This is a genomic window from Falsiroseomonas sp. (assembly GCF_051859025.1).
GTDB lineage: Bacteria > Pseudomonadota > Alphaproteobacteria > Acetobacterales > Acetobacteraceae > Falsiroseomonas.
The window spans coordinates 70,067-94,161 of the sequence record NZ_JBHYGL010000038.1; the positions used below are offsets into that span (position 1 = coordinate 70,067).

Consider the following 24,095-nt stretch of genomic DNA (forward strand, 5'->3'; position numbering starts at 1 on the left):
GGCACGCGATGCAATGGGAAAGACTGGGGAAGGCGCTGCCTTCCCCAGACCCCTACCGCCAGGCCCGAGACGGGCCTGGACCGTCGTCAGCCGGCCGGGCGGCGGGGGATGGGCGCATGCCCCGGAGAAGGCGCTACCGGCTCCCCCGCCGGGGCCACGGGCGTGCCGGGCGGCGGCGGGCGGTTCATCATCGCCCCCGTCATGGGGATGAAATACACGCCCACATCCTTGCGGCTGCGCACGCGCCCATCCTCCTCCTTCGTATAGACATAGAGGAACTGACCCCGCCGGAAAGGCTGCCCGATCGGGATCACCAGGCGGCCGCCGGGCTTCAATTGCTGGATGATCGCGGGCGGCACATATTGCGCGGCGCAGGTCACGATGATGGTGTCGAAGCCGCCTTCCACTTCCGGCCAGCCGAAGAAGCCGTCGCCGACGCGGGTCTGGACATTCGTGTAGCCCAGCGGCTCGAAGATCCTCGACACGCCACGGCCCAGCGGCTCGATGATCTCGATGGAGTACTGCTTGGCCACGATCCGCGACAGCAGCGCGGACTGGAAGCCGGACCCCGTGCCGATCTCCAGCACCACATGGTCGGGCTTCGGCGCGCAGACCTGCGTCATGTAGGCCTGGCCGAGATAGTCGGAGAGCGCGGAACCGAAGCCGACGGACCAGGGCTTGGCCTCAGCCTCATAGGCATCGCCGGGCGATGCGCGGCCACCATCGTAATTGTAGTGGAAATACTCGCGCGGCACCTCCGCGAAGGCGCGCAGCACCGCCGGGTCGGCCTCTCCCTGGAAGCGCGCCTTCAGGTAGCTCTCGATGCTGGCCAGCGCGCGCGCCTTCCGCTGCTGGATCGCCTGGAAGGTGGCGGCAGAGACATCGCCATTGCGCCCGGATGCGCGCATGGCGGCGTTGAAGGCCTCCCGCGACCACGGGGTCGTCTGCGCCCGCGCCACGGTGGGCAGCGCAAGCCCCGAGAAAACCCCCGTGACCAGCAGCGCGCGTCGGTTCAGGCGGAAGGCGGTCATCAGGCGGAACTCCGGGGCCAGGCGATGGCGACGGCAAGGTAACAAGCCGCACCTGCCAGCAACAATGGCGCGATGCCGATTCCGTGAGCAATGAGATTCGCCAGCGGCGTGGCGACCACGGAAAACGCCCCGTTCAGCGCCCAGGCCCAGGGCAGCAGCGCCGGACCCTCCTGCCGGAAGCGGTCGAGGCCCAGCGGGAAGGGCATCCCCATCGCCAGCGACAGCGGTGCCAGCGCCAGCACCAGCAACACCGCGCGAACGGCGAAGGGCAGATCCAGCGCCGCCGCCACCGCCCCCGGCAGCGCGAAGGCCGCGCCGACGCCGAGAACCAGCGCCAGCAGCGCCGCCAGATGCAGCGCCCGGCCAGGCCGCGCGACGCGCCCCGCCCACATCGCGCCCAGGCCGGAGAAGACCAGCATCGCCGTCAGCACCAGCGCGAAGCCCGCGGTGCGATCCCCCAGCAGCAGCGCCGCCTGTTCGATCAGCGCGATCTCCACCATCAGGAAACCGAGGCCCAGCGCCGGGAAGAACACCAGCGCGCGTCCCATCATCGCCGGGCGGACGCGCAGCGCGCCGCGCGCGAGCAGCGGAAGGCCCGCCACCAGCAGCGCCAGCAGCGCCGCCTGCGCCAGCACGGCCACATTCACCAGCAGCCCGATCTCGGGCTGGGGCAGCACTTCCATTCGTTCGATCGCCGCGCCCACGGCCGGCAGCCGCACCAGCGGGCTGAGCCAGGGACGGTCGGCGGTGAGCGGCGAGCGGTCGAAGGCATCCTCCCGCGGCGTACCGGCCAGCAGCGCCGCCGCTTCCTCCGCCACCGCATCGGCGGAGGCGCCGGTCCCGCTATCCACGCCGCCGCTATCCAGCGAGACCGCCGACAATTCGTTCCACACCTCCCGCCCCGGTGGCAGGCCCGGTGCCCAGGAGAGGTCGAAGCTCCGCGCCTCCGCGAACGCCAGCAGCGTCGCGACACGCGCCTCGTCGAAAGGCTCCCGCGCCACCAGCACGCGGAGGTTCCAGGCGGATCGGATGACGGCGAGATGCGCGCCCGGATCGGCAACCCCCGCCAGGCGCAGTGCCGCCTGCGCCGTCGCGATCACGCGCACCGCATAGGCCGGCAATTCGCGGATGCTGACGGGGATGGAGAGCATCCCGCCCGGATCAAGCTGCGCCAGCCGCGCCGCCATCGCTTCGCGCGTATAGGCATGGCGGTTCTGGTCATCGGCGCCGAGGAAATCGCCGCTGACATCGACAAGATCGAAGCGCCCCTCGGCCCGCAGCGGATGCGCGGCAGAGAGCGTGACGCGCGGATCGGCAGCCATCGGCGGCACGGGGCCGAGGCCGTGCCGCAGCGCGTCCCGCAGCACCGGCTCGGGCTCGATCACCGTGACATGGGCCGCGCCCAGCGCCAGCGCCTCCGCCGGCCGGAACCCGCCCGCGGCGCCCAGCAGCAGCACGCGGGGCGCATTGAGCAGCGCGTAGGGCGCCGCATCCAGCGCGCCCGGCGCGTGGCCGGCCTCCGGCGGCACGCGCATCGGCAGCGCCGCGATCCGGTTGCCGTCGCGATACAGGCCGTAGGCGCGCGGCGGCGCCGGCAGCCCCATGGAGCCGGCGTTGTTGGTGACGTCGGTGTCGAGCCGTTCGGTGAAATTGTCGAGCAGCTGGTAGAAGCCGCGCGGGCTGGTCCATTCGCCCAGCACCTGCCCGCCCTGCACGTTCAGCGGCGCATAGACCGGCTTGTACTGGCTGACCGCCGGCACGGCGAAGGCCAGGACCGCCGCCTCCGCCGCCACCAGCACCACAACGGCCGCGATGCGCCAGCGCACACCGCCCGCCAGCGCGGTGGCGATCGCCAGCAAGGGCAGCAGCGCCGGCACCAGGTGGAAGGGGTGCAGCACCAGCATCAGCAGCAGCGCCGCCACCGCCCCCGCGCCGGCGCCCAGCAAATCATAGCCATAGACCAAGCCGATGCGTTCCGGCCGCGCCACGAAGTTCAGCGACACCGCCAGCCCGGCCAGGAAGAAGAAGGGGAACAAGGCCGCGTAGTAGCCGAGGATGTTCTCCAGCTGCGGCCAGGCGGTCGCGGGGTTCTGCAGCTCCAGCGGGTTGAAGGGATTGGCCGCCGCCGCGATCCACCCCGCCGCCCCGGCCACCAGCATCGCGAGCGGCAGCGCCGGCAGCAGCGTCGCCGCGCGCCGGAGAAACGCCTCCCGCCCCAGCACCATCACGACGCCGGAGACGGCGAAGCCCGTCATGGCGATGGAGATCACCCAGTAGCCATATTCGGAAAAGCTCGCGACGGCGAAGAAGCGCGTCAGCGCGATCTCCACGCCGACGGCCGCGGCGGAGAGCAGGAACAGCGGCAGCAGGGCGCGCATCACGTGAAGGCAGCCTCGCGCGCCATGAAGGTTTCCATGCGCGTGTTGAAGCGCGCGGCGGCATCCACGAACAGCGCGTGGCCGGCATCCTCGTAGATGTCGATGCGGGCATTGGCGTGTTTCTGCGCCACCAGCTCCGCCTGGCCCCGGAAGCGCGGCGTGACGGCGTAGAGCACGGGTCTTCGCGTGGCGTAGAGCGTGTCGCGCCAGAACTCCCGTGGCCGCGCATAGGACAGCAGCCGGATGCTGTCCTCCACCCGCATCCGCTGCGCATCGCGCGCCAGGCGGTCCAGATAGGCGGGCGTCTGCGGCGTGCGGAACATCGACGCCACGAAGCCCCGCACCGTCGCATCCCGGTTGGCGCGGAGGTTCTGCAGGAAGCGCCCGTTGCCGGCGGCCGGCGGATCGCCTTCCCCCACCGAATTGTCGATCAGCACGAGGCCCGCGAGCCGCGCATCACCCGCCTGGCTGAGCCAGGACAGCACATCCAGCACACCCAGCGACCAGCCCGCCAGCACCACCCGCCCCGGGCCCATATGCGGCAGCAGCTCCGCGATGTCCCGCCCGCGCCGCGTGGGCTCGTAGCCCGACCGCGCGATGTCGGACTGCCCCTGCCCGCGGGGGTCCAGCACCACCACGCGGTAGCGCTGCGCCAGCTGTTCGATCTGTGGCGTGAAGATCCAGGCCGGCATGGACCAGCCCGGCACGAAGACCACGGTCGGCCCCGCGCCGGCTTCCAGGAAATGCAGGCGCGTCTGGTCGGAGGCGACGAAATACCGGCTGGTTGCCTGCGGTTGTGCCCGGGCGGGGGCCGCCAGCAGGAAGGGCGCCGCCATCAGGCTCCGCCGTGTGACCACCCCGGCGAAGCCCATGCCCGATTCCCCCAACCCCGTAGCGGGAAGCCTTAGCCGCCGATCCGGCTGTCGATCCAGTCCCGCCGCGTCACGGCATAGAGCAGGTGGTGGCGCAGCGGATGCCCCTCCGGCAACCGAGGATGGTCGAAGCTCGCCTCCCGCTGCATGCCGAGCTTCTCCATCAGCGACCAGGACGGGACATTGGCCGGGGGCGTGAAGGCCACCACGCGGTCCAGCCCCGCCGGGCCGAAGCCGTAGGCGAGAGCGATCCGCGCCGCCTCCTCCGCCAGGCCCTGGCGCTGGAATCGCGTCGCGATCCGCCAGCCGATCTCGATGGCAGGGTCCTCGGGGCGGCTGAAGGGCGCGTCGAACAGCACGGGTTGCAGGCCGACCACGCCGGCCATGCCCTGCCCCTTCAGCTCCACCACCCAGAAGCCGTAGCCCCGGTCCCCGAACAGGCTCGCGATCCGCCGGCCCCAGGCGTCGCTTTCCGCGCGGTCATGGGTATTGGCGAAGAAGCGCATGGCCTCCGGGTCGCCATTGATGGCGAAGAGCGGGGCGAGATCCTCCGGCAGCCGCCAGGGCCGCAGCGTCACGCGCGGGCCATGCAGTGTCACCGGCGTCTTTCCCTGGGCCATGCGGAAAACCCCCCTCTTCCCGGGGAAAGCCTAGCATGGCCGCGGCGCGCCGCATGCAGGTTGGCGCGGAAGGCCGGGGAACAGGTTGGCGCGCCGCGCCGGGGGGACTAGGTTCCGCACCGGGAAGGAGCCGCCTCATGACCTCGCCAACCGTCGATACCCTGGCCGCCAGCGTGCCGGATGGGGCGCTGGTCGCCCTGCCGCCCGACAATTCCCTGCCCTCCGTGGCGCTCGCCCGCGCCCTGATCCGCCGCGGCGCCCGCGGCTTGCGCCTGCTCGGCGTCCCCGTCTCCGGCTTCGCGACCGACCTTCTGATCGGCGCCGGCTGCGTGGCGGAGATCGAGACCAGCGCGGTTTCCCTGGGCGAGGCCGGCTTCGCGCCACGCTTCACCCAGGCGCTGAAGGCCGGCACGATCTTGGTGCGGGATGCGACCTGCCCCGCCATCCACACCATGCTCCAGGCCGCCGAGAAGGGCGTGCCCTTCATGCCGCTGCGCGGCATCATCGGCAGCGACATCCTGGCCCATCGCCCGGACTGGAAGGTCATCGACAACCCCTTCGCCGATGGCGGCGACCTGATCGTCATCCTCCCCGCCCGCCAGCCCGATGTTGCCCTGATCCACGGCGTCATGGCCGATGAGGCCGGCAATGTCTGGACCGGCCGCCGCCGCGAACTTTCCACGGTGGCCCACGCTTCGAAGCGGGTGCTCGCGACTGTCGAGCGGATGGTCCCCGGCGACATGCTGGAGGATGAGCGCCTGGCGCCGGGTTGCATCAGCGGCACCTATATCGAGGCCGTGGCGGTGGCCGAACGCGGCGCCTGGCCCGTGGCGCTGCTGGACGAATACGGCTTCGATGCAGCCCATGTCGCGGAATATGCCCGCCTGGCCAAGACCGAGGCGGGGTTCCGCGAGTACCTCGACCGCTACGTCTTCAATGGGCCCCCGGCGCGGAGCGCCGACAAGCCCATCGCGAGGGCCGCCGAATGACCATCCAGCCCGAGGAACGGCTCGCCGCTGCGCTGGCCCGGCTGATCCTGGACCCCGCCGCCCCGCCCGCCCGCCACATCGCGGTGGGCGCCGCATCCCCCATCCCCGCCGCCGCCTGCTGGCTGGTGCGGAAATCGGGCCACCCCGTCCGCCTGTCGCTGCTGCACAAGCGTTCGGGAAACCCCTTCACGGAGGGGTCCCGCGAACTCTTCGACCTGACGGGGCAGGGGCGGATCGACCTGTTCTTCCTCGGCGGCGGGCAGATCGACGGCCAGGCCAACCTGAACCTGGTCGGCACCGGCGAATGGCCGGGAGGTTCGCCCCACGGCGGTGTCCGCTTCCCCGGCAGCTTCGGCTCCGCCTTCATGTATTTCATGACGCCGCGCACGATCCTGTTCCGGGAGGAGCATTCGCCCCGCGTCCTGGTGCCGCGCGTCGACAACATCTCCGCCCCCGGCGTCTCCGAACCCGGCGTCTTCCGCCGCGGCACGGCCCAGGCGCTGGTGACGGGGAAATGCGTCTTCACCTTCGACGCCACCACCGCCCGCTTCACCCTGGCGAGCCTGCACCCCGGTGAGAGCGTCGAGACCATCCGCGCCGCGACCGGCTTCGATTTCGACATGCCGGCCGAGATCCCGCAGACGCCCGACCCGACGCCGGAAGAACTGGCGCTGCTGCGTGGTCCCGTCTGCGACGAGATGCTGGAAACCTATCCCGATTTCTGTGCCCGTGTTTTCTCAAGGAAGCTTGCTGCATGACGGACGCCGTTCCCACCCCGGAGGGCCCCACCCCTGAGGGCAAAGGCCTGGCCAAATCCGCCGGCGCCCTCGCGGGCCTGAAGGTCATCGACCTCACCCGCGTCCTCGGTGGCCCCTACTGCACCATGATCCTCTCCGACCACGGGGCGGAGGTGGTGAAGATCGAACCGCCGCAGGGCGATGAGGTCCGCGACTGGGGCCCCCCCTTCGTGGAGGGCTCCGCCAGCTACTTCATCGGCGTGAACCGCAACAAGCGGTCCCTCGCCCTCGACCTCGGCAAGCCGGAAGGCCGCGCCGTATTGCTGCGCCTGCTCGAAGGCGCCGATGTGCTGATCGAGAACTACAAGCCCGGCGCCATGGAGAAATGGGGCATGGGCTACCAGGAAGTGCTCTCGAAGCGCTTCCCGACGCTGGTCCATTGCCGCGTCTCCGGCTTCGGCCCGGACGGGCCGCTGGGGTCGCTGCCCGGCTATGACGCGGTCATCCAGGCGATGGTCGGCCTCATGTCCATCAACGGCAACGCCGATACGGGCCCGCTGCGCATGGGCACGCCGATCGTCGATCTCGCGACGGGCCTCTATTCCGCCATCGCCATCCTGATGGCGCTGCAGGAACGCAACCGCAGCGGGCAGGGCCAGTTCCTCGACATGTCTCTACATGATTGCGGGATGGCCCTGCTGCACCCGCAGGCCGCCAACTATTTCCTCAATGACCGCCGCCCCAAGGCCACCGGCAACCCGCACCCGAACATCAGCCCTTATTCGAAATACCGCACCGCGACCTGCGAGGTCTTCCTCGCCGTCGGCAATGATCCTGCCTTCCGCAAGTTCTGCGACTTCCTCTCCCTCAAGTCGCTGCCCGACGATGCGCGGTTCCGGACCAACGGCGATCGCCTGACCAACCGCGACCAGCTGACGGAAATCATCGAGGCGCGGCTGGCGGCGGAGGACGGCCACGACCTCTGCGACCGTCTCCTCAAGGCCGGCGTGCCGGCGGGGCCCGTCCTGCATGTGGACGAAGCGATGAATGCGGCCCATACCGCCCATCGCGAGATGGTGACGGAGCTTGGCGCCTATAAAGGCCTCGGCACGCCCATCAAGATGAGCCGCACGCCCGGCGGCACCCGTGCCGCCCCGCCGCGGTTCAACGAACACGGTGATGACATTCTGGCCCGCCACGGCTTCACGGCGGATGAGGTGGATGAGTTGAAAGCAAAGGGAATCGTGGTGGGTACGCGCCGCACATGAGCAGGGAACCACCGCGCAGCCTCCGCGCCATCGAACAGCCGGCGGAAATCGACCGCCTGCTCGCCCTCTGGGGCAAGGCCTTCGACGAGAAGTCCATCCCCGCGCGCCAGCGCCCCCGGCTGAAGCCCATGGGCCCCGGCCGCCGGGAAGGCTTCACCCAGTGGGGGGCCAAGGTCGGCGGCATGGAGATGAACATCTCGCTCGAGGAAGTGACCGCCAATCGCTGGCGCATCGACCACGGCAACCAGGGCGCGCTCGCGACTCTCGACGGCCAGCCGGTGCTGCTGCGGCAATGGTATGTGAAGCGGGCGCCGACCGATGCGTCCCTGACCGCGGCCGAGATCGCGCAGGTGTCGGAGGAGCCGCCCTTCTACGTCACCCCCGGCGTGCATCGCGGCACGCCGACGGAACGGCGGCTGTACCAGATCGTCGCGATGCCGGAGGCTGATGTCGCCGCTATTCGCGAACAGACGGCGGCCGCCATCGCGCGGCATGCGGCGGCGATGGAGAAGTTCGGCTTCGCCTGAACGCGCCGCGGGGGGAGCGCCGCTCCCCCCGCACCCCCCATGCCAGGGGGGAGACCCCCCTGGACCATCGTCAATTGGCGACGGTCCAGGGTCCGGTTGGACCCTGGTGGGAGGGGTGTGGGGAGGGCAGCGCCCTCTCCGCCCCGCATGCCTGCCCGGCGCAACCGCCGGATGGCGTCTCCACGCGCCCCCCGCCTAAGACGCGCCATGCCCGCACCCATGTCGCCGCGCCTCTGGGGCCTGCTCATCGCCCTCTCCCTCGCCTGGGGCGGGTCCTTCCTCACCATGGCGGTGGCGCTGCGGGGCTTTCCGCCCTTCACCATCGTCTGCGCCCGCACCGCCATGGCGGCGCTGGTGCTGGGCCTGGCCTGCCTCGCCTTGCGTCAGGAAATGCCGCGCGGCCGCCAGGCCTGGCTGGCCTGCGCGGGGATGGGGCTGCTGAACAACGCCATCCCCTTCACCCTGATCGTACTCGGCCTGCAATTCATCCCCTCCGGCCTCGCCGCCGTGGTGAATGCCGCGACGCCGGTCTTCGCCGTGCTCTGCGCCCATTGGCTGGCGGATGACGAAAGGCTGACGCCGAACCGCCTGGCGGGCGCGCTGACGGGCGTGGCCGGCGTCGCCATCCTGATCGGCCCCGTCGCCTTCGACCTTGCCCCTGGAAATCAGGATGGGGGAGGGGAGGCACTCGGCATCGCGCTCTGCCTCGGCGCCTGCCTGTCCTATGGGCTGTCGGGCGTCTGGTCCCGCCGCGTGAAGCGCGCCGGCCTGGCGCCGCTGCCGGCCGCCACCGGGCAATGCGCGACGGCCTGCCTGATGATGCTGCCCCTGTCGCTGGGCTTCGAGCATCCCTGGGCGCTGCCGGTGCCGCCGGCCGAGGCGGTGGTGGCGCTGGCGGTCCTGGGACTGGTCGCGACCGCCCTGGCCTATGCGCTGTACTACGCCATCCTGGCTGGCGCGGGCGCCACCAACACCATGCTGGTCACGCTGCTGGTCCCCGTCTCCGCCCTGCTGCTGGGCTGGCTGCTGCTGGATGAGGCGCTGGCCCCCCGCCACTTCGCCGGCATGGCCGTGATCGGCACGGGCCTGCTGCTGATCGATGGCCGCCTGTTCAGGCGGGCTTCAGCGGCAGGATGACCAGGGCATTGACGACGCAATTCGTCGCCAAGCCGTCCGGCGCCGCTTCACGGCCAGCGGAACCCGCGCGCCATGGCCTGCTGCTCCGCCGTTTCCGCCGCATGGGCCAGGTAATGGGCGCGCACATAGTCCAGCGCATCGCCCTCCACCCCCGCCGCGCGGGACAGGCAGGCCATGAACAGGCCCGTCCGGCCGATTCCCGCGCGGCAGCCCACATGCACGGGGCGCCCCGGCTCCGCCTGTAGCTGCGCCAGCACCCGGCCCACGGCGTCACGCAGCACCGCGGGGTCCGGCAGGCCGAAATCGGGCGTTGGTACCGCGACATCGGCCAGCCAGGCCTTCTCGGCCTGCATCTCCAGGCACACCCCGAAGGCGCCATCCGGGATGGCATCGAAGGGGCCGCCCGTGATGGTGACGGGCTGCCCCGCAACCACCAGCGGCAGTGTTCCACGAACCTTCATGGCAGCGGGGGCAGGCTGCGGAGGTAGCTGACCAGGTCGGACAGCTCCCCCGGCGTCATGTTGCGATAGGCCCAGAAGGCCATGGGCGGGGCCAGCGGCCGGCCGGTCTGCGACACGCCGGTGGTGATGGCGCGGATGATCTCCGCATCCGTCCAGCCGCCGATGCCGTTCGCATGGGGCGTCAGGTTGCGGGCCACGGAAACGCCCCAGGGGCCGCGGAATTCCATGCCCCCCGCGCCGATCCGGCTGAAATCGTTCCGGCCCTCCACCATCGGCGTGTGGCATTCCATGCAATGCGCCACCGCATTGGCCAGGTAGGCGCCGCGCGCGATCGGGTTGTCCGCGGGTTCCGGTACGCTGGTGACGGGCGGGCCATAGGCCGGGGGCAGGGGGATGCGATAGACGCTCGCCTCCACCGCGTTGCGCACCGGGGGTACGGTGCGGAGATAGGCGACCATCGCCGCCACATCCCGGTCCGACAGGCCGCGATAGAGGCCCATCGGCATGGGCGGCCCGATGATGCGCCCATCCGGCCGGATGCCTTCCCGGATCGCGCGGCCGATCTGCGCATCCGTCCAGCGGCCGATCCCCGTCTCCGGGTCCGGCGTGATGTTGGGGGCGACGGCCCGGAAGGGCGGTTCGTCGAAGACGTTCCCACCGGCCAGCGCCCGGGTCATGTCGGGCCCCTGCGGGCCCATCGGCGTGTGGCAATTGCCGCAGGCGCCCGTCACTTCCACGAGGTGCCTGCCCCGTTCCAGCAACGCGGCATCCTGCGCGGCGGCGGGCAGGGCCCCGCTTGTCATGCTGAGGAACAGCGCGGCCAAGGCCGCGCCCATGAAGCGCTTCATCCTGGAAAACTCCCCATTCCTTGCCCGGCGGCGACAGCCTGCCGCAGGGAAGGGGTGGGGGCAATGCAACCGGTTCGGCCTCGATCAGGCTTCGACCGTGACGCCCCGCCAGAAAGCGATGTGGTCACGGATGTTTGCGGCCGCCGGGCTGGGGTCCGGGTAGTACCAGGCCGCCGCTGCGTTGGTGCGGCCCTGCACGACGATGTCGTGGTAGCGCGCCGTGCCCTTCCAGCCGCAGACCGTGGTGTGGCTGCTGTCGCGCAGGAAATCGGCCTTCACCGCGGCGCGGGGAAAATAGAGGTTGCCCTCCACCGTCTCCACCGCGTCGCTTTCCGCGATCACCGCGCCGTTCCAGATCGCCCGTGCCATCCGCCCGCCTGCCCTGCCCCGGGGGGCAGGTGGCGCGGCGGCGGCCTCCTTCAAGGCGCGCCGGGGGTGGCCTCCGGCTCCTGCTCGATCAACGCCTCGGCCTCCTGCTTCAGCATCAGGTAGGACCGGAGCGAGAAGGGCAGCATGCCGAGATAGATGAACCCGCCCGCCGCCAGCGCCGCCCAGGGCTCCGCGAGCAGCAGCGCCACATAGAAGCCCACCCCCAGCAGCAGCGGCAGGATTGCCGCCCGCGGGATGCGGAAATTCTTGAAGGACCAGGTCGGCAGGGTGGAGACCATCAGCCCGCCCACCGCCACCAGCACGATGCCCACCAGCATGGGGTGCCGGATGAAGGCCGCCGTGCCATCCCACCCCCACTCCGCCAGCGCCAAGCCGGCGAACAGGGGAAACAGCGCGCAGCCCGCCCCCGCCGGCGCCGGCACGCCGGTGAAGAAGTTGTAGGCATAGGCTGGCTGCGGCGCCGGCCCGATATCGAGCGAGGCATTGAACCGCGCCAGGCGGAGGGAGGAGCAGACCGCGAAGAGCAGGCAGGGCACGAAGCCCAGCGGCCCCACCGCCTGCATGGACCAGAGGTAGAGGATCAGCGCCGGCGCCACGCCGAAGCTGAGGAAATCCGCCAGGCTGTCGAATTCCGCGCCGAAGCGCGATGTCGCCTTCAGCAGCCGCGCCAGGCGCCCGTCCAGCCCGTCGATCACCGCGGCGACGACGATCATCCCCGCCGCCGGCGCCCAGCGCCCGTCGATCGCGAAGCGGATCGCCACCAGCCCGGCACAGAGGCCGAGCATGGTCAGGATGTTCGGGATCAGCCGGTTGAAGGACTGGCCGTCGAAGCGCGGCCGGGTGCGCGGGCGGAAGCGCCGGCGCAGCCTGTGCAGCGGCTTGCGGCCTTCCTCGCTCATGCGCGCGGGCCTGTCGCGTTGAGGTCGGCCACCACCGTCTCGCCGCCGATCATCAGCTGGCCGACCGCGACCAGCGGCCGCACGCCTTCCGGCAGGTAGACATCGGTGCGGCTGCCGAAGCGGATGATCCCGAAGCGGTCGCCCGCCATCACCTGATCCTGTTCCCGCACATGGCAGAGGATGCGCCGCGCGATCAGCCCGGCGATCTGCACCACCGCCACATCGCGGCCATCCGGCATGCGGATGGCCAGCGCGTTGCGTTCATTCTCGTCGCTCGCCTTGTCCAGGCTGGCATTGAGGAAGGCGCCCTTGCGGTAGGCGATGCGCGTCACCACGCCATCCACCGGCACGCGGTTCACATGCACATCGAGGACCGAGAGGAAGATGCAGACGCGCCAGCGCGGCACGTCGCCCAGGCCGAGCTCCGCCGGCGGCACCGCCGGCCCCACCATCACCACGCGCCCATCCGCGGGCGCGATCACCACCCCGGGCCGTGGTGGCATGACCCGTTCGGGGTCCCGGAAGAAGTAGAAGCAGAACAGCGTGAAGGCCACGCCCGGCCAGAACAGCCACTTGCCCAGCAGCAGCCCTCCGACCGCGGCGACGGCGACGCCGGCATAGATGAAGGGACGCCCGGCCGGATGCGGCTTGGCGAGGACGAGGCGGAAGCTGTCGATCAGGCTCATGCGGCGCTTATGGTCCGTTCACTCTATCCGGACAACATGGGAGGTATGACACAGATCGCCCATGGCCCATTCCTTGTCGCCGAGGACGGGTCCCTGACCCCCCAGCGCCAGCCCGCGATGCGCTTCGAATGGCGCGGCCGGGACTGCGAGGCCACCTTCGATGAGGGCCAGGTCAGCCTGACGATCCAGGCCGGCGCGGTCCCCTACACGGCGGAACGGGCCGAAGTCCGGCCCGGCGCCTTCGCGGCATTGGGGGAAATGGCGCCGGACATGCCGGAAGGCTGGCGCCTGCGGCTGCTGCCGGACCACCGCGTCAGGCTGGAAGCGGCGATGCCGCGGCAGGGGGAGGTGACGGCAACCGCGCTGGTCCGGGCCATGGTGGCCTTCGCCCTCGCGCTCGACCCCTACCTGGATCGGCTGGAATCGGCCGGCCTGGATGCCGTGCGGGGCGCCGGCGCCGGGGGCGCGGGGGGCAGGGTGAAGACCTGACCCGGGAAGATCAGGTCCGGGTTGCGGATCTGGTCGCGATTGGCTTCGTAGATCACGGTGTAGAGCACACCGCGCCCGTAGGCCGCGCGCGCTAGGCGCCACAGGCTGTTGCCGGGCTGCACGATCACCCGGCCTTCCGGAATGTCGCCCTGCGGCACGCTTTCCCGCTGGAAGGGCAGTTCCACCCGCGCGGAGACCGCGCCATTGGCCGCCAGTTGGTCCACCCGCACGCGATGGCGGCCGATGGCCGGCACGGTCGGCGGCGTCAGCACCCAGCGCCCGGCCGCATCCGCCCGCGAATCGCCGGCATGGACGCCGTTCACATAGATGCGCACCGGCGCGCCCGGCGCCGCGCTGCCGGAGAAGCGCATGCCGCCGGCATCGTCGTAATCCACCACATCAAGGCCAAGGCCCCGGCGCGGCGTCGTGCTGGCCGGCGTCTGCAGGATGCGCGGCGTGGCGTCGGGCGCGCCTGGCACCAGCACCACCATCGGCTGCTGCGGGGCCGCGGGCGGCGCCGGCCGGGCCGCCTGTTGGCGCGCGGCTTCCGCCTGGCGGGCCACGGCGAGGCGGGCTTCCTCGGCCTGGCGCGCGGCTTCCGCCTGGCGGGCCTGTTCGGTGCGGCGGGTGGCCTCGGCGCGGGCGGAGGCCTCGGCCTCGGCGCGCGCCAGGGTCTCCTGGCGCATGGCAATCTCCGCGGCGCGGGATGCCGCTTCGGCGGCGCGCGCGGAAATCTCCGCCGCGCGGGCGCTGGCCTCCGCGGCGCGGGCAGCGCTTTCGGCCACGCGGAGGGCGGCATCGACCCGGGCATTGGCCTCGGCGCGGGCGGCTTCCTCGGCGCGGGCGGCGGCCTCGGCCCGGGCGGTGGCTTCGGCAAGGCGGATCTGGGCGGCGGCGCGGGCCTCCGCCTCCATCCGGGCCTGCGCCTGGGCGCGGGCGGCTTCCTCGGCGGCGCGGGCCTCGGCGGCCAGGCGGGCGGCCTGTTCGGCGGCGCGGGCCTCGGCGGCGGCGCGTTCCTCGGCCTGGCGGCGGGCCAGGGCCTCGGCGCGGGACCGTTCCTCGGCCATGCGGGCCTCGGCGGCGGCGCGCTCCTCGGCTTCCCGGCGCGCCTGCGCCTCGGCCCTTGCGGCGGCTTCGGCACGGGCGGTCGCCTCGGCGCGCTCCGCGGCCTCGCGCGCCTCGCGCTCCGCCTGGGCGGCGGCCTGGCGGGCCATTTCCTCAAGCCGTGCGAGCGTCGCGGCACGGGCCTCAGCCTCGGCGCGGGCGGCGGCTTCGGCGCGGGCCAGCGCCTCGGCGCGTTCGGCCGCTTCGCGCGCGGCGGCTTCGGCCAGCACGGCGGGGTCGGGCACGACGACGACGACCACATCCGGGCCCGCGATTTCCGCGCCGCCCAGGCGGCCGCGCAGGCTGAACTGGCGGGTACCGGGGCGCAGCGGGTCAGCGGGCAGGATCACCCATTCGCCGCGGGCATCGGCGCGGGTGCGGCCGATCTCCCGCTCATCCTCCAGCAGCAGCACCTCGGACCCCGGGGCGGCGCGGCCGGCGACGACGACATTGCCGCGGGCCCCGACGCGGGCAACATCGAAGCGCGGGGGTTCCAGCGCTACGGCGGGGGTAGCGGGGGCGATGATGGCGGGGGCCGGGGCGGCCGGGCTTGCCGCCGGGGCGGCGGGCGGCGGCACCAGAACCGGGCGGGTTTCCGTGCCGGCAGGTGGGCGCGAGGTCGCGACCCGCACCGGATCCGGCGATGCGAACTGGCTGGCGACATAAGCGGCCAGGCCACCAGCGGCCATGGCCACGATCAACAGGACGCGCCCGCTGGGCTTCATACCTCTGTAACTAGAGCGTGAAGTCGCGTCGGCACAAGGGCCTGGAAGCCACGGCCGTGATTTCGCTGCAACGTGTCAACGCAAAAGCCACACCCCCCCGAGGCAGGCCAACGCGGCCAGGACCGACAGCGCGGCGGGCGGCATCTGGACAGGGAATACCCGCCGCAGCACCGGCCCCGCCCAGGCCAGCGCGACCGGCGCCGCCACCACCGCCCAATCCGCCGCCGCGCCCCGGGCGAGCAGCGGCAGCGCCGCCAGCGCCGCCAATCCCCCCGCCAGGGGCATCGCCGCCGCCACCGAGGTCCGCCCGGCCGATCGTCCCGCCAGCATCCCCCCCAGCGCCGCCGCCACCGCCACCAGCCCCAGCACCACCCCGGGCCCGGGCAGCCGTGCCAGCACCAGCCCCGCCAGCAGCGCCAGCGCGGCCGCGGGCGCGACCCATGCGGCATCGCGCCGCAGCAGCAGCAGCGCCAGCGCCGTCACCCCCGCCAGCACCGGCAGCGCTGCCGCCAGATCCGCCTCGGTGCGCGGCGCGCCCGCCATCCACCACCCCGTGGCCAGCGCGCCTGCGCCCGCGATGGCGGGGGCGATCCAGCGCCCGCGCCCGGAAGCGGCGGCGCCGATTCCCGCCAGCAGCAGCAGGCCGGCGGCCAGCAGCGGCAGCCGTTCCGGCAATTGCCGGGGCGATGCCGTCACCAGCCCCATCGTCCACCACCACCCCGCGAGCAGACCCGCGGCGGCAGCCAGCGCCGCCAACCCGGGCCGCCGGCCGAGCCGCCCCGCGGCCCCGACCGCCGTCGCCGCCAGTAGCGCCACTAGGCCGGGCCAGAGCATCGATGCATCCATGCCCCCTTCCTGCCGCCACCCCGCCGCCTCGCGCAATGATGCATCGCGGCGCCCGGGTGCCGGCCCGGGGGATGAAAGGGTCCGTCACCGAACGAAACTTGCGGCCGCCGGCCCGGCGCGGCCTAATCCCCCGCGCAACGACAGCGGAATGGATGGCATGGCGGAACCGACACCAGGGGGCAGCGCCGATACGGAACGGGGGGCGGACCCCGGCACGCGGCGGCTGAGGGTCTGGGACCCCTGGGTGCGCCTGGTGCACTGGACCATCGTGCTGCTGATCCCCTTCTCCTTCTGGACCGCCGAGACAGACCGCTGGGACCTGCACCTGCTGGCCGGCTACACGATGCTGACGCTGATCCTGTTCCGCATCGCCTGGGGGCTGGTCGGTTCCCACACCGCGCGCTTCGTCAGCTTCCTGAAGTCACCGATCGAGGCGCTGCGCCACCTCGGCCATCTGCGCCAGCCGCCCACCGGCGTGGAGATCGGCCACAACGCGGCCGGCGGCTGGATGGTGCTGGCGCTGCTGCTGCTGCTGCTGACACAGACAGGCACCGGGCTCTTCGCCAACCACGACCCGGGCTTCACCTATTCCCAGCACGGCCCGCTTTCCATGCTGGTCAGCGAGGGCGACAGCGCATTCGCGACCACCATCCATGTGCGGCTGTTCTGGGTGATCGTGGCCGCTTCCGTCCTGCACATATTGGCCGTCATCACCTACCGCATCCTGCGCGGGCAGAACCTGGTCGGCCCGATGCTGACGGGGGATCTCAAGGTGCCGGCGCGCTACAGCGGCCCGCAGCCCCGCATGGGGCACCCGCTGCTCGCGCTGCTGCTGCTGGCGGCGGCGGCGGGGGTCGTCTGGTATGTGGTGGGGCTGGGGGCCGGCGCCGGGGGCGGCTTCGGCTGAGCCCTACCCCCGGCCATGCGCGTGCATGGCCGGGGGCCGCGCCTCAGCGGGCGCGGAAGGGCGTGTGGCAGGCGCCGCAGGTGGCGCCCACGGTCCGCAGCGTATCGGCGGTGACGGTGCCGGCTTCCGCGGCCACCTTCAGCGTGGCGAAGGCGGCGGCGGCGTTGCTGGCGCGGGTCGCGAAGCCGGCGCGGTCGCCATCGATGGCGGCCAGCGCGCGGGTCTGGCCGTCATTCGTGCCCTGCGGCTGCGGCGGCGTCAGGGACGCGGTCGGCACGCGGTTGGGCAGGCTGTTGATGAAGGCGGTCATCTGGTCCACCCGCGGTGCCAGGGCCCGGGTATCGCCGCGCTGGTTCACGGCCTGGGTGAAGGCCTCCATCGTCTGGCCCAGCATGCGGAATCCCGCGCGCCGCTCGGCAATCACGTCACCCTGCGCGAAGGCCGGCATCGCTGCCGCCATCGCCATCGCCACGCCAGCCGCAAGAATCCCGAAGCGCATCCATCCATCCCTTCCGGTATCGGAGCCTGCCAAGGCTGGCAGCATCGGAGTGCCGGCGCAACGGTTTGGCGCGTCTGTCGCATTTCGTCGCAATGGCGGGCGCTACGCCTGCCCCCCATGGCGGACCCCCCCCTTGCCGCCCCATTGCCCCTTCGCTATAGCCCCGGCCTCGCCGCGCCCCACCGGAGTGTAGCTCAGCCTGGTAGAGCACTGTGTTCGGGACGCAGGGGCCGGAGGTTCGAATCCTCTCACTCCGACCAATCGGCCGCGGCGACGGAACCCCGTCAGGCATCAGCCTGGCGGGGTTTTTCTTTGGCTCCCCTTTTCCTTGGCACCCCGGGCGGCACCCCGGCGTGGCGCCTCCTCGATCCGATGCGCCTGGACCTGCCCCTGGCGCCGGATCTTCTCATTAATGATACTGTGCGATGCAAGCGTGCAACATTGGTGTATGAATTCAACACCACGTTGAGGAATCAACCTCGCGGATTCGTGTGGGGCTGCTATGGGAACTTCATAAATCTCATCCCTGCCAAGGAGCCCCCCATGGCCCGCAATCTTCTCCTTGCCGCCACGGCGCTCTGCGGCGGTGTCATGCTGGCGTCCCAGGCCGGCACGGCCCAGACGGCGATCGACAGCCTCGGCCTCACCGTCACGACGACGCCGGCGCTGACCAGCAACTACATTTTCCGCGGCCTGAGCCAGACCCGGGACCGGCCGGCCGCGCAGGTCACGGTCGATGCCGAGCACAGCAGCGGCTTCTATGTCGGCGCCTTCGTCAGCAACGTCGCCTTCGCCGGCACGAATGCGCGGCAGGAAGTGGACTACAGCGCCGGCTACCGCTTCGCCCTCGGCGACCTGAAGCTCGATGTCGGCGGCACCTACTACAGCTACCCCGGCTACAGCGCGCCCCGTGGCGGGTTCGAGCTGAACTTCTACGAACTGGCCCTGCGCACGAGCTATGAGATCGCGCCGGTGAAGTTCGTGGGCCTGGCCGCCTGGTCGCCGAACTTCTCGGGCGAATCCGGCAGCGCCGTCTACCTCGAGGGCGGCTTCGACATGGCGCTGGACTACGGCTTCACCATCTCGCCCCGCATCGGCTACCAGATGGTGGAGCGCAACATCGCCCCGCCGGCCGGCAGCCGCGACGGCCATTTCGGCGCGCCCGACTACTACACCCTTTCCCTCGCGGTTTCGCGGGAGGTCTTCGGCGGCTTCATCGGCACCGGCACGGTGGTCTGGAACAGCCTGAACCAGGGTAGCGGCCGGTCGGAATGCTTCGGCGGCACCAAGGTCTGCGACAGCCGCGCCGTGCTGACCCTCAGCCGCCCGTTCTGAACGCGGCCCATTCTGAACGCAGCCCGCCTGAGAGCGGCCTGAAGGCGGCGTCCCCCCGGGGGGGGCGTCGCCTTTTTTCATGGCGCCGCCCGGCAGCGCGACGCCATGCGTCTCGTACACGAAATCTTGAGCATCGCCCCGGCCGCATGGATGTGGCGCCACGTTTGCACGGGACCGCCCCAGTGCAACCGCAGAAGGCGATACGTCCGATGCTCCGATCCACCCTCCTCGCCGCGACTGCCCTGGCCGGCGGCATCGCGCTCGCGCCGCAGGCATCCCAGGCCCAGCAGACCATCGACAGCCTCGGCGTGACGGTCACCACCACCCCGGCCATCACCAGCGACTACATGTTCCGTGGCCTCAGCCAGACCCGGAACCGCCCCGCCGCGCAGCTGACGCTGGATGTGGAGCATGAGAGCGGCGTCTATGTCGGCGCCTTCCTCAGCAACGTCGCCTTCGCCGGCACCAATGCGCGGCAGGAGGTGGACCTGATGGCGGGCTACCGCTTCGCCATCGGCGACCTGAAGCTCGACCTCGGCGCCACCTACTACGCCTATCCCGGCTATACCGCGCCGCGCGGCGGGTTCGAACTTGCCTTCTACGAATTCGCGCTCCGCGCCAGCTATGAGATCGCGCCGGTGAAGTTCGTCGGCACCGCGGCCTATTCGCCGCAATTCACGGGCGAATCCGGCGCGGCCTACTATCTCGAGGGCGGGTTCGACCTGGCGCTCGACTACGGCTTCACCGTCTCCCCGCGCGTCGGCTACCAGTGGGTCGAGCGCAACATCGTTCCCGCCGCCGGCAGCCGGGACGGCTTCTTCGGCGCCCAGGACTACGGCTACTTCTCCCTCTCCGTGTCGCGGGAGATCGTGGGCGGCATCATCGGCACCGTGACCGGCATCTACAACACCCTGTCGACGGAACGCGGCGGCGTCGCGAATGACTGCTTCGGCGGGTCGAAGATCTGCGACAACCGCTTCACCCTGACCCTCAGCCGGCCCTTCTGAGAACGCTTCCGGCCGGCGTGCCTCAGCGCGCGCCGGTCAGGGGTTGAAACAGGCCGGCGTGCCTCAGCGCGCGCCGGTCAGGGGTTGAAACAGGCCGGCGTGCCTCAGCGCGCGCCGGTCAGGGGTTGAAACAGGCCGGCGCGCCTCAGCGCGCGCCGGCGGCCCAGAACATCAGCCGCTTGGCGGGCCAGGCCCAGGCCACGCCGGCGACCGTGAAATAGATGAATTGCAGCGCCCAGTGCAGCGGCAGCACGTGGTCGGCCAGCGCCACCACCACCATGACATAGAGCGCGAAGCCGATCAGGCCAACGGTGAGGGCGATGGGGGTGCGGGACATGGCGCGGATGTGGACCGCCCCCCGCCATCCGCCAAGCCCCCGCCGATACGGACCCGATCCGCCCGACCGCATGACGCTGTTGCGGCGCCCGCCCGCCCGGGCGTAGCGTGAGCCCCGAGGAAGGCACAGGCTGGCCCGCCGTCCGCGCGACATGCGCGGCGGCAAGCCGTCATGCGCCCGGACTCGGACCCGCCTCCCGGAGCGCATGACCACCCGCATGGCCGACCAGCACCTGCCCCCTTCCAGCCTTCCCGCCGATGGCACCCGCCTGGTGCCCGATCCCGCGATCGAGTTGAAGGACCACATCCGGGGCATCCCGGATTTCCCGAAGCCGGGGATCCTGTTCTACGACATCTCCACCCTGCTGCGGCACGGGCCCGCCTGGCGCACCGCCATGGCGCGGATGGCTGACATCATCCGCCCGCACCAGCCGCAGGTCCTGGCCGGCATCGAAAGCCGGGGCTTCCTGGTGGCGGCGCCGCTCGCCCTCGAACTCGGCCTGGGCTTCGTCATGCTGCGCAAGCCGCGCAAGCTGCCGGGGCTGACCATCGGGCTCAGCTACGCCCTCGAATACGGCACGGACCGGATCGAGATGCAGGCCGATGCCGTCCAGCCCGGCCAGCGCGTCATCCTGCTGGATGATTTGCTGGCGACGGGCGGCACCATGGCGGCCGGCATCTCCCTGCTCCGCCAGGCCGGGGCCGTGGTGCCCTGCGCCGCGGCGCTGATCGAATTGACCTTCCTCGGTGGCAGAGGCCGGCTCGATGTCCCCTTCGAAGCGCTCATCCAGTATGACGATTAGCCGGCCTCCGCCGGCGGGATCGGAATCGGACCCGCCGCCGGAAACGCCGGCCAGACTTTCGCCCGCCGCCGGGTCACTCCCCGGACCGGCGGCGGGCTTCCCGGACCTTGCTGGCGATCCCGCTGCCTTCGCGGCGGGTGCCTTTCCCGCGCTCCTTGCCGCGGCCGCCGCGGCCGCGCCCACCGGCATCGTCATCGCCGACCCGACGCTGCCGGACTGCCCCATCATCTTCGCCAACCCCGCCTTCCACCGCATCACCGGCTATCCGCCGGAGGCGGTGATCGGCCGCAACTGCCGCTTCCTCCAGGGCCCCGGCACGGACCCCGCGGCGCTGGCCGCCATCCGCGACGCGGTGCGCGAGGCCCGGCCCCTCGACATCCGCCTGGTGAACTACCGGCGCGATGGCCGCCGCTTCGTCAATGAACTCCACCTCTCCCCGGTCCTCGGGCCGGATGGCGCGCTTCGCCACATCCTCGGCATCCAGCATGACGTGACGGATCGCGTGGCCGCCGAACAGGCCGCCCGCACCGCGACCCGCGCCGCGGAGCGTGCCCGCCGCGCGGCGGAACGCGCGAGCGAGGAGAAATCCGAATTCCTCGCTTTCATGAGCCATGAGGTCCGCACGCCGCTCAACGGCGTGCTCGGCACGCTCTCCCTCCTCACCGACACGGCGCTGGATGCGGAGCAGCGCGCCTATGTCGATACCGCGCGCCGCTGCGGCGATACGCTGCTCTGGACGGTGAACGAGATCCTGGATCTGTCGCGGATCGAGGCCGGGCAGCTCACGCTCGAATCCATCGCCTTCGACCTCGACCAGCCGGTGCGGGACGTGCTGGCCCTTCAGGCGGCGGCAGCGGCGGAAAAGGGCATCGGGCTGCGCGCCCGGATCGACCCCGGCCTGCCCAGGCGTGTGGTGGGGGACCCGCAGCGCCTGCGCCAGGTGCTGATGAACCTGGCCGACAACGCCGTGAAGTTCACCGCCGCCGGCGCGGTGGAAATCCGCCTGGCCCGCTTCGCCGATCGCCTGGTGGTGGAGGTGCAGGATAGCGGTTGCGGCATCTCCCCCGCGCTCCGCCGCCGCCTGTTCCAGCGCTTCCAGCAGGCGGATTCCGGCACGGCGCGGCGGCATGGCGGGTCGGGGCTGGGGCTGATGATCTGCCGCCGCCTGGTCGGGCTGATGGGCGGCACCATCGCGGTGGAAAGCGAGGCCGGCGCCGGCAGCGTCTTCCGCTTCGACCTGCCCCTGGTCGCCGCCGTCGAGCAACCTTCGGACTCCGCGCCCGCCACCCTCCTGCCCCCCGAACCCGTGCCCGCCACCGCCCGCCGCGCGCCCGATGGCGCGCCGCGCGGCCGCCTGCTGCTGGCGGAGGATGGGGAGGCGAGCCAGCTGGTCGCCGCCGCCATGCTGCGCCGCGCCGGCTTCGGGGTGGATTTGGTGACGGATGGCATGGAGGCCGTCGCCGCCGCCGCCCGCGCTTCCTACGACGCCATCCTGATGGATGTGCGGATGCCGGGCCTCGATGGCTACGCCGCCACCGCCCGCATCCGGGCGCTGGAGGGGGAGGCCGCGCTGGTGCCAATCCTGGCCTTCACCGCCGCCGCCATGCCGGGCGATGTGGAACGCTGCCTCGCCGCCGGCATGGACGGGCACCTGGCCAAGCCGGTGGTGCGGGAAGTGCTGGTGGGCACTGTCGCCGCCCTGATGGAACGCCGCCCGCGCCGCCCCGCGCCCGGCCCCGAACCCGGCCCCGCCCATTCCCTGCTGGACCGCGCGACGCTGGAGGAACTGCGCGGGGCGCTCGGCCCCGGGCGCCTGCCGGACCTCATCGCCATCTTCGTCGCGGAGACCGAGGCCCGGCTGCGCCGCCTGCTGGATGCCCCCGCCTTGCCGGCGCTGGAGGAGGAAGCCCATTCCCTGCAGGCCGCCGCCGGAACCTTCGGCGCGGCGGCGCTGCGGGAAGCGGCGCTGGCGATCGAAGTGGCATCCCGCGCCGGGGACCAGGCGCGGGCGGAATCCCTGCTGGCCGCCCTGCCGTCCCTGGTCGAGCGCAGCCTGGCCGCCCTGTCCCGCGCCGCCGGCCAGGCGGCGGAGGCGCGTTCCTGAACCCCGGCCGGACCGGGCCGGAGGAGAGCCTGCCACGATTGCGCCTTAATCCGGCGGCTAGGTGGCGCCAGACGGAGAGGCCGAGGGGGATGGGAAGCATGGACCCGACCCGAAGGGGACTCACCGGCGCGGCCCTGGCGGCGGCGCTGGGCGCGACCGTGCGCCCGGCCTTCGCCGCCGCCCCCGTGCCCGAAGCCGCCACGCTGCTGGCCCCGGGGCCGGAGGATGGGGCGGAGGCACAGCTCGCCGGCCGCGCCGCCGCGGCGCTGGCCCGGGGCCTGGTGCAGGCCGCCGCCGTGCGGGTTTCCGTCCTCGGCGGGCCGGATGGCATCACCGCCGCCAACCGCTTCGCCTCCTCCTCCGCCCCCGATGGCCGCGTGCTGCTGATGCTGCCGGGACTCGCGGTGCAGGCGCAACTCGTGGGCGACAGCCGCGCCCGCTACGAACCAAGGCAATGGCCCGCGCTCTGCGCCAGCCTGCAAACGGCGGTGGTGGCCGGCCGCGGTGCGCCGGCGGATGGCACGCCGCTGCGCATCGCGCTCCCCAGCCCCGGCTCGGCGGAGGTCGCTTCCCTGCTGGCGCTGGACCTGATGGGCCGCCGCGCCACGCCGATCTTCGGCCTGTCGGCCGCCGCGGCGGAAGCGGCGGTGCGGCAGGGCCAGGCGGATGCGCTGGTGCTGTGCGGCGGCACGCCCGGCCCGCGCGCCGCTTCGCTCGGCCTGTCCCCATGGTTCGCCTTCGATGCCGCGGGCGGGGCCAGGGACCCGATGGCGCCGGAGATCCCCTCCCTCGGCGACCTCATCCCCGATCCCCACCGGCCGGATCTGCTGGATGCCGCGCGCGCCGCCGGTGCCGCGCTGCGGACACGCGGCCTGCTGGTGCTGCCGCCACTCACCGCTGCCGATGTCGTGGCGCTGTGGCGCGGCGCCGCGCAGAAATGGGTGGAGGAGACGCCCGGCGCGCTGGATGACGGCGCGCGCCGCGCCGGCCCGGCGGAGGCGACGGTCCTGTCCACCACGCTCTGCGCGCCGGCCGACATCGCGCTGGCCTATCGCGAATGGCTGCTTCGCCGCCTCAACTGGCGGGCGGCCTGACCA

The 24,095-nt window shown here is 72.1% G+C and carries 25 protein-coding genes and 1 tRNA gene; 13 read left to right on the forward strand and 13 right to left on the reverse strand.

The genetic code is table 11. The annotated features are described in order from the left end of the window. Nucleotides 1-86: 86 nt before the first annotated feature. From ACTIE5_RS24955 to ACTIE5_RS24970, 4 genes are read right to left on the reverse strand one after another with little or no spacing between them, the layout of a single operon-like run. Entirely contained in the window at nt 87-1,031 is a 945-nt protein-coding gene (locus ACTIE5_RS24955; protein ID WP_439552442.1) for a protein-L-isoaspartate O-methyltransferase family protein, read from the reverse strand. Further along, a complete protein-coding gene (locus tag ACTIE5_RS24960) occupies nt 1,031-3,412 on the reverse strand; it encodes a hypothetical protein (RefSeq protein ID WP_439552443.1) in 2,382 nt (793 codons plus the stop codon). Before ACTIE5_RS24960 ends, ACTIE5_RS24955 begins: the two co-directional genes overlap by 1 nt. Further along, complete coding sequence (locus ACTIE5_RS24965; protein ID WP_439552444.1) at nt 3,409-4,281, reverse strand: alpha/beta fold hydrolase; 873 nt, start codon at nt 4,279-4,281, stop codon at nt 3,409-3,411. The genes ACTIE5_RS24960 and ACTIE5_RS24965 overlap by 4 nt, the downstream gene beginning before the upstream one ends. 32 nt (nt 4,282-4,313) lie before the next feature. Next, a complete protein-coding gene (locus ACTIE5_RS24970) occupies nt 4,314-4,901 on the reverse strand; it encodes a GNAT family N-acetyltransferase (protein WP_439552445.1) in 588 nt (195 codons plus the stop codon). Nucleotides 4,902-5,038: 137 nt separating this feature from the next. On the opposite strand from ACTIE5_RS24970, the gene ACTIE5_RS24975 reads away from it, so the two are divergent. The 5 genes from ACTIE5_RS24975 to ACTIE5_RS24995 all read left to right on the forward strand — a co-directional run bounded on the left by ACTIE5_RS24975 (nt 5,039) and on the right by ACTIE5_RS24995 (nt 9,559). Beyond that, nucleotides 5,039-5,890, forward strand: a complete 852-nt coding sequence (locus ACTIE5_RS24975) for a CoA transferase subunit A (RefSeq protein WP_439552446.1) — start codon at nt 5,039-5,041, stop codon at nt 5,888-5,890. Next, nucleotides 5,887-6,648 (forward strand): CoA-transferase, encoded by a 762-nt coding sequence (locus ACTIE5_RS24980; RefSeq protein ID WP_439552447.1) that lies wholly within the window; start codon nt 5,887-5,889, stop codon nt 6,646-6,648. Before ACTIE5_RS24975 ends, ACTIE5_RS24980 begins: the two co-directional genes overlap by 4 nt. Beyond that, nucleotides 6,645-7,895 carry a CaiB/BaiF CoA transferase family protein gene (locus tag ACTIE5_RS24985; RefSeq protein WP_439552448.1) on the forward strand — a complete coding sequence of 417 codons (1,251 nt, stop codon included), beginning with the start codon at nt 6,645-6,647 and terminating at the stop codon, nt 7,893-7,895. Before ACTIE5_RS24980 ends, ACTIE5_RS24985 begins: the two co-directional genes overlap by 4 nt. After that, complete coding sequence (locus ACTIE5_RS24990; protein ID WP_439552449.1) at nt 7,892-8,422, forward strand: hypothetical protein; 531 nt, start codon at nt 7,892-7,894, stop codon at nt 8,420-8,422. The genes ACTIE5_RS24985 and ACTIE5_RS24990 overlap by 4 nt, the downstream gene beginning before the upstream one ends. Nucleotides 8,423-8,629: 207 nt before the next feature. Further along, the gene (locus ACTIE5_RS24995; protein WP_439552450.1) at nt 8,630-9,559 is read left to right on the forward strand and encodes a DMT family transporter; all 930 of its coding nucleotides are present in this window, start codon (nt 8,630-8,632) and stop codon (nt 9,557-9,559) included. 47 nt (nt 9,560-9,606) lie between these two features. Here ACTIE5_RS24995 and ACTIE5_RS25000 read toward each other — a convergent pair whose 3' ends face one another. From ACTIE5_RS25000 to ACTIE5_RS25020, 5 genes are all read right to left on the reverse strand, one after another. Next, the gene (locus ACTIE5_RS25000) at nt 9,607-10,020 is read right to left on the reverse strand and encodes a protein-tyrosine phosphatase family protein (protein WP_439552451.1); all 414 of its coding nucleotides are present in this window, start codon (nt 10,018-10,020) and stop codon (nt 9,607-9,609) included. Then, entirely contained in the window at nt 10,017-10,868 is an 852-nt protein-coding gene (locus tag ACTIE5_RS25005) for a c-type cytochrome (protein ID WP_439552452.1), read from the reverse strand. The genes ACTIE5_RS25000 and ACTIE5_RS25005 overlap by 4 nt, the downstream gene beginning before the upstream one ends. Before the next feature lie 84 nt (nt 10,869-10,952). Beyond that, the gene (locus tag ACTIE5_RS25010; RefSeq protein ID WP_439552453.1) at nt 10,953-11,237 is read right to left on the reverse strand and encodes a DUF427 domain-containing protein; all 285 of its coding nucleotides are present in this window, start codon (nt 11,235-11,237) and stop codon (nt 10,953-10,955) included. Between the two features lie 50 nt (nt 11,238-11,287). Continuing rightward, nucleotides 11,288-12,157 carry a CDP-alcohol phosphatidyltransferase family protein gene (locus ACTIE5_RS25015; RefSeq protein WP_439552454.1) on the reverse strand — a complete coding sequence of 290 codons (870 nt, stop codon included), beginning with the start codon at nt 12,155-12,157 and terminating at the stop codon, nt 11,288-11,290. Then, complete coding sequence (locus tag ACTIE5_RS25020; protein ID WP_439552455.1) at nt 12,154-12,843, reverse strand: phosphatidylserine decarboxylase; 690 nt, start codon at nt 12,841-12,843, stop codon at nt 12,154-12,156. Before ACTIE5_RS25020 ends, ACTIE5_RS25015 begins: the two co-directional genes overlap by 4 nt. A 45-nt stretch (nt 12,844-12,888) precedes the next feature. Between ACTIE5_RS25020 and ACTIE5_RS25025 the strand changes: the two genes are divergently transcribed. Then, on the forward strand, nt 12,889-13,332 hold the full coding sequence (locus tag ACTIE5_RS25025; RefSeq protein ID WP_439552456.1) for a hypothetical protein: 444 nt from the start codon (nt 12,889-12,891) through the stop codon (nt 13,330-13,332). Here ACTIE5_RS25025 and ACTIE5_RS25030 read toward each other — a convergent pair. Continuing rightward, nucleotides 13,248-15,125 (reverse strand): LysM peptidoglycan-binding domain-containing protein, encoded by a 1,878-nt coding sequence (locus ACTIE5_RS25030; protein ID WP_439552457.1) that lies wholly within the window; start codon nt 15,123-15,125, stop codon nt 13,248-13,250. The two genes, ACTIE5_RS25025 and ACTIE5_RS25030, sit on opposite strands and share 85 nt — an antisense overlap. Nucleotides 15,126-15,236: 111 nt before the next feature. Then, nucleotides 15,237-16,007: a hypothetical protein gene (locus ACTIE5_RS25035; protein ID WP_439552458.1), complete on the reverse strand. Its 771-nt coding sequence runs from the start codon at nt 16,005-16,007 to the stop codon at nt 15,237-15,239. A gap of 157 nt (nt 16,008-16,164) precedes the next feature. Here ACTIE5_RS25035 and ACTIE5_RS25040 point away from each other — a divergent pair, with 157 nt between their 5' ends. Beyond that, nucleotides 16,165-16,914, forward strand: coding sequence for a cytochrome b/b6 domain-containing protein (locus ACTIE5_RS25040; protein ID WP_439552459.1), 750 nt, complete (start codon nt 16,165-16,167; stop codon nt 16,912-16,914). Nucleotides 16,915-16,957: 43 nt separating this feature from the next. On the opposite strand, the gene ACTIE5_RS25045 is transcribed toward ACTIE5_RS25040, so the two are convergent. Next, nucleotides 16,958-17,413 (reverse strand): cytochrome c, encoded by a 456-nt coding sequence (locus ACTIE5_RS25045; RefSeq protein WP_439552460.1) that lies wholly within the window; start codon nt 17,411-17,413, stop codon nt 16,958-16,960. Between the two features lie 183 nt (nt 17,414-17,596). On the opposite strand from ACTIE5_RS25045, the gene ACTIE5_RS25050 reads away from it, so the two are divergent. From ACTIE5_RS25050 to ACTIE5_RS25060, 3 genes are all read left to right on the forward strand, one after another. After that, nucleotides 17,597-17,673, forward strand: a tRNA-Pro gene (locus tag ACTIE5_RS25050). A gap of 283 nt (nt 17,674-17,956) precedes the next feature. Further along, the gene (locus ACTIE5_RS25055) at nt 17,957-18,748 is read left to right on the forward strand and encodes a TorF family putative porin (RefSeq protein ID WP_439552461.1); all 792 of its coding nucleotides are present in this window, start codon (nt 17,957-17,959) and stop codon (nt 18,746-18,748) included. Between the two features lie 209 nt (nt 18,749-18,957). Then, a complete protein-coding gene (locus ACTIE5_RS25060; RefSeq protein ID WP_439552462.1) occupies nt 18,958-19,755 on the forward strand; it encodes a TorF family putative porin in 798 nt (265 codons plus the stop codon). Nucleotides 19,756-19,900: 145 nt separating this feature from the next. On the opposite strand, the gene ACTIE5_RS25065 is transcribed toward ACTIE5_RS25060, so the two are convergent. Beyond that, nucleotides 19,901-20,092, reverse strand: coding sequence for a DUF2842 domain-containing protein (locus ACTIE5_RS25065; protein WP_439552463.1), 192 nt, complete (start codon nt 20,090-20,092; stop codon nt 19,901-19,903). A gap of 286 nt (nt 20,093-20,378) precedes the next feature. On the opposite strand from ACTIE5_RS25065, the gene ACTIE5_RS25070 reads away from it, so the two are divergent. From ACTIE5_RS25070 to ACTIE5_RS25080, 3 genes are all read left to right on the forward strand, one after another. Next, nucleotides 20,379-20,894 carry an adenine phosphoribosyltransferase gene (locus ACTIE5_RS25070; protein ID WP_439552638.1) on the forward strand — a complete coding sequence of 172 codons (516 nt, stop codon included), beginning with the start codon at nt 20,379-20,381 and terminating at the stop codon, nt 20,892-20,894. Continuing rightward, a complete protein-coding gene (locus ACTIE5_RS25075) occupies nt 20,884-22,998 on the forward strand; it encodes an ATP-binding protein (RefSeq protein WP_439552464.1) in 2,115 nt (704 codons plus the stop codon). The genes ACTIE5_RS25070 and ACTIE5_RS25075 overlap by 11 nt, the downstream gene beginning before the upstream one ends. A 98-nt stretch (nt 22,999-23,096) precedes the next feature. Further along, nucleotides 23,097-24,092 (forward strand): hypothetical protein, encoded by a 996-nt coding sequence (locus ACTIE5_RS25080; RefSeq protein ID WP_439552465.1) that lies wholly within the window; start codon nt 23,097-23,099, stop codon nt 24,090-24,092. Nucleotides 24,093-24,095 lie beyond the last annotated feature (3 nt).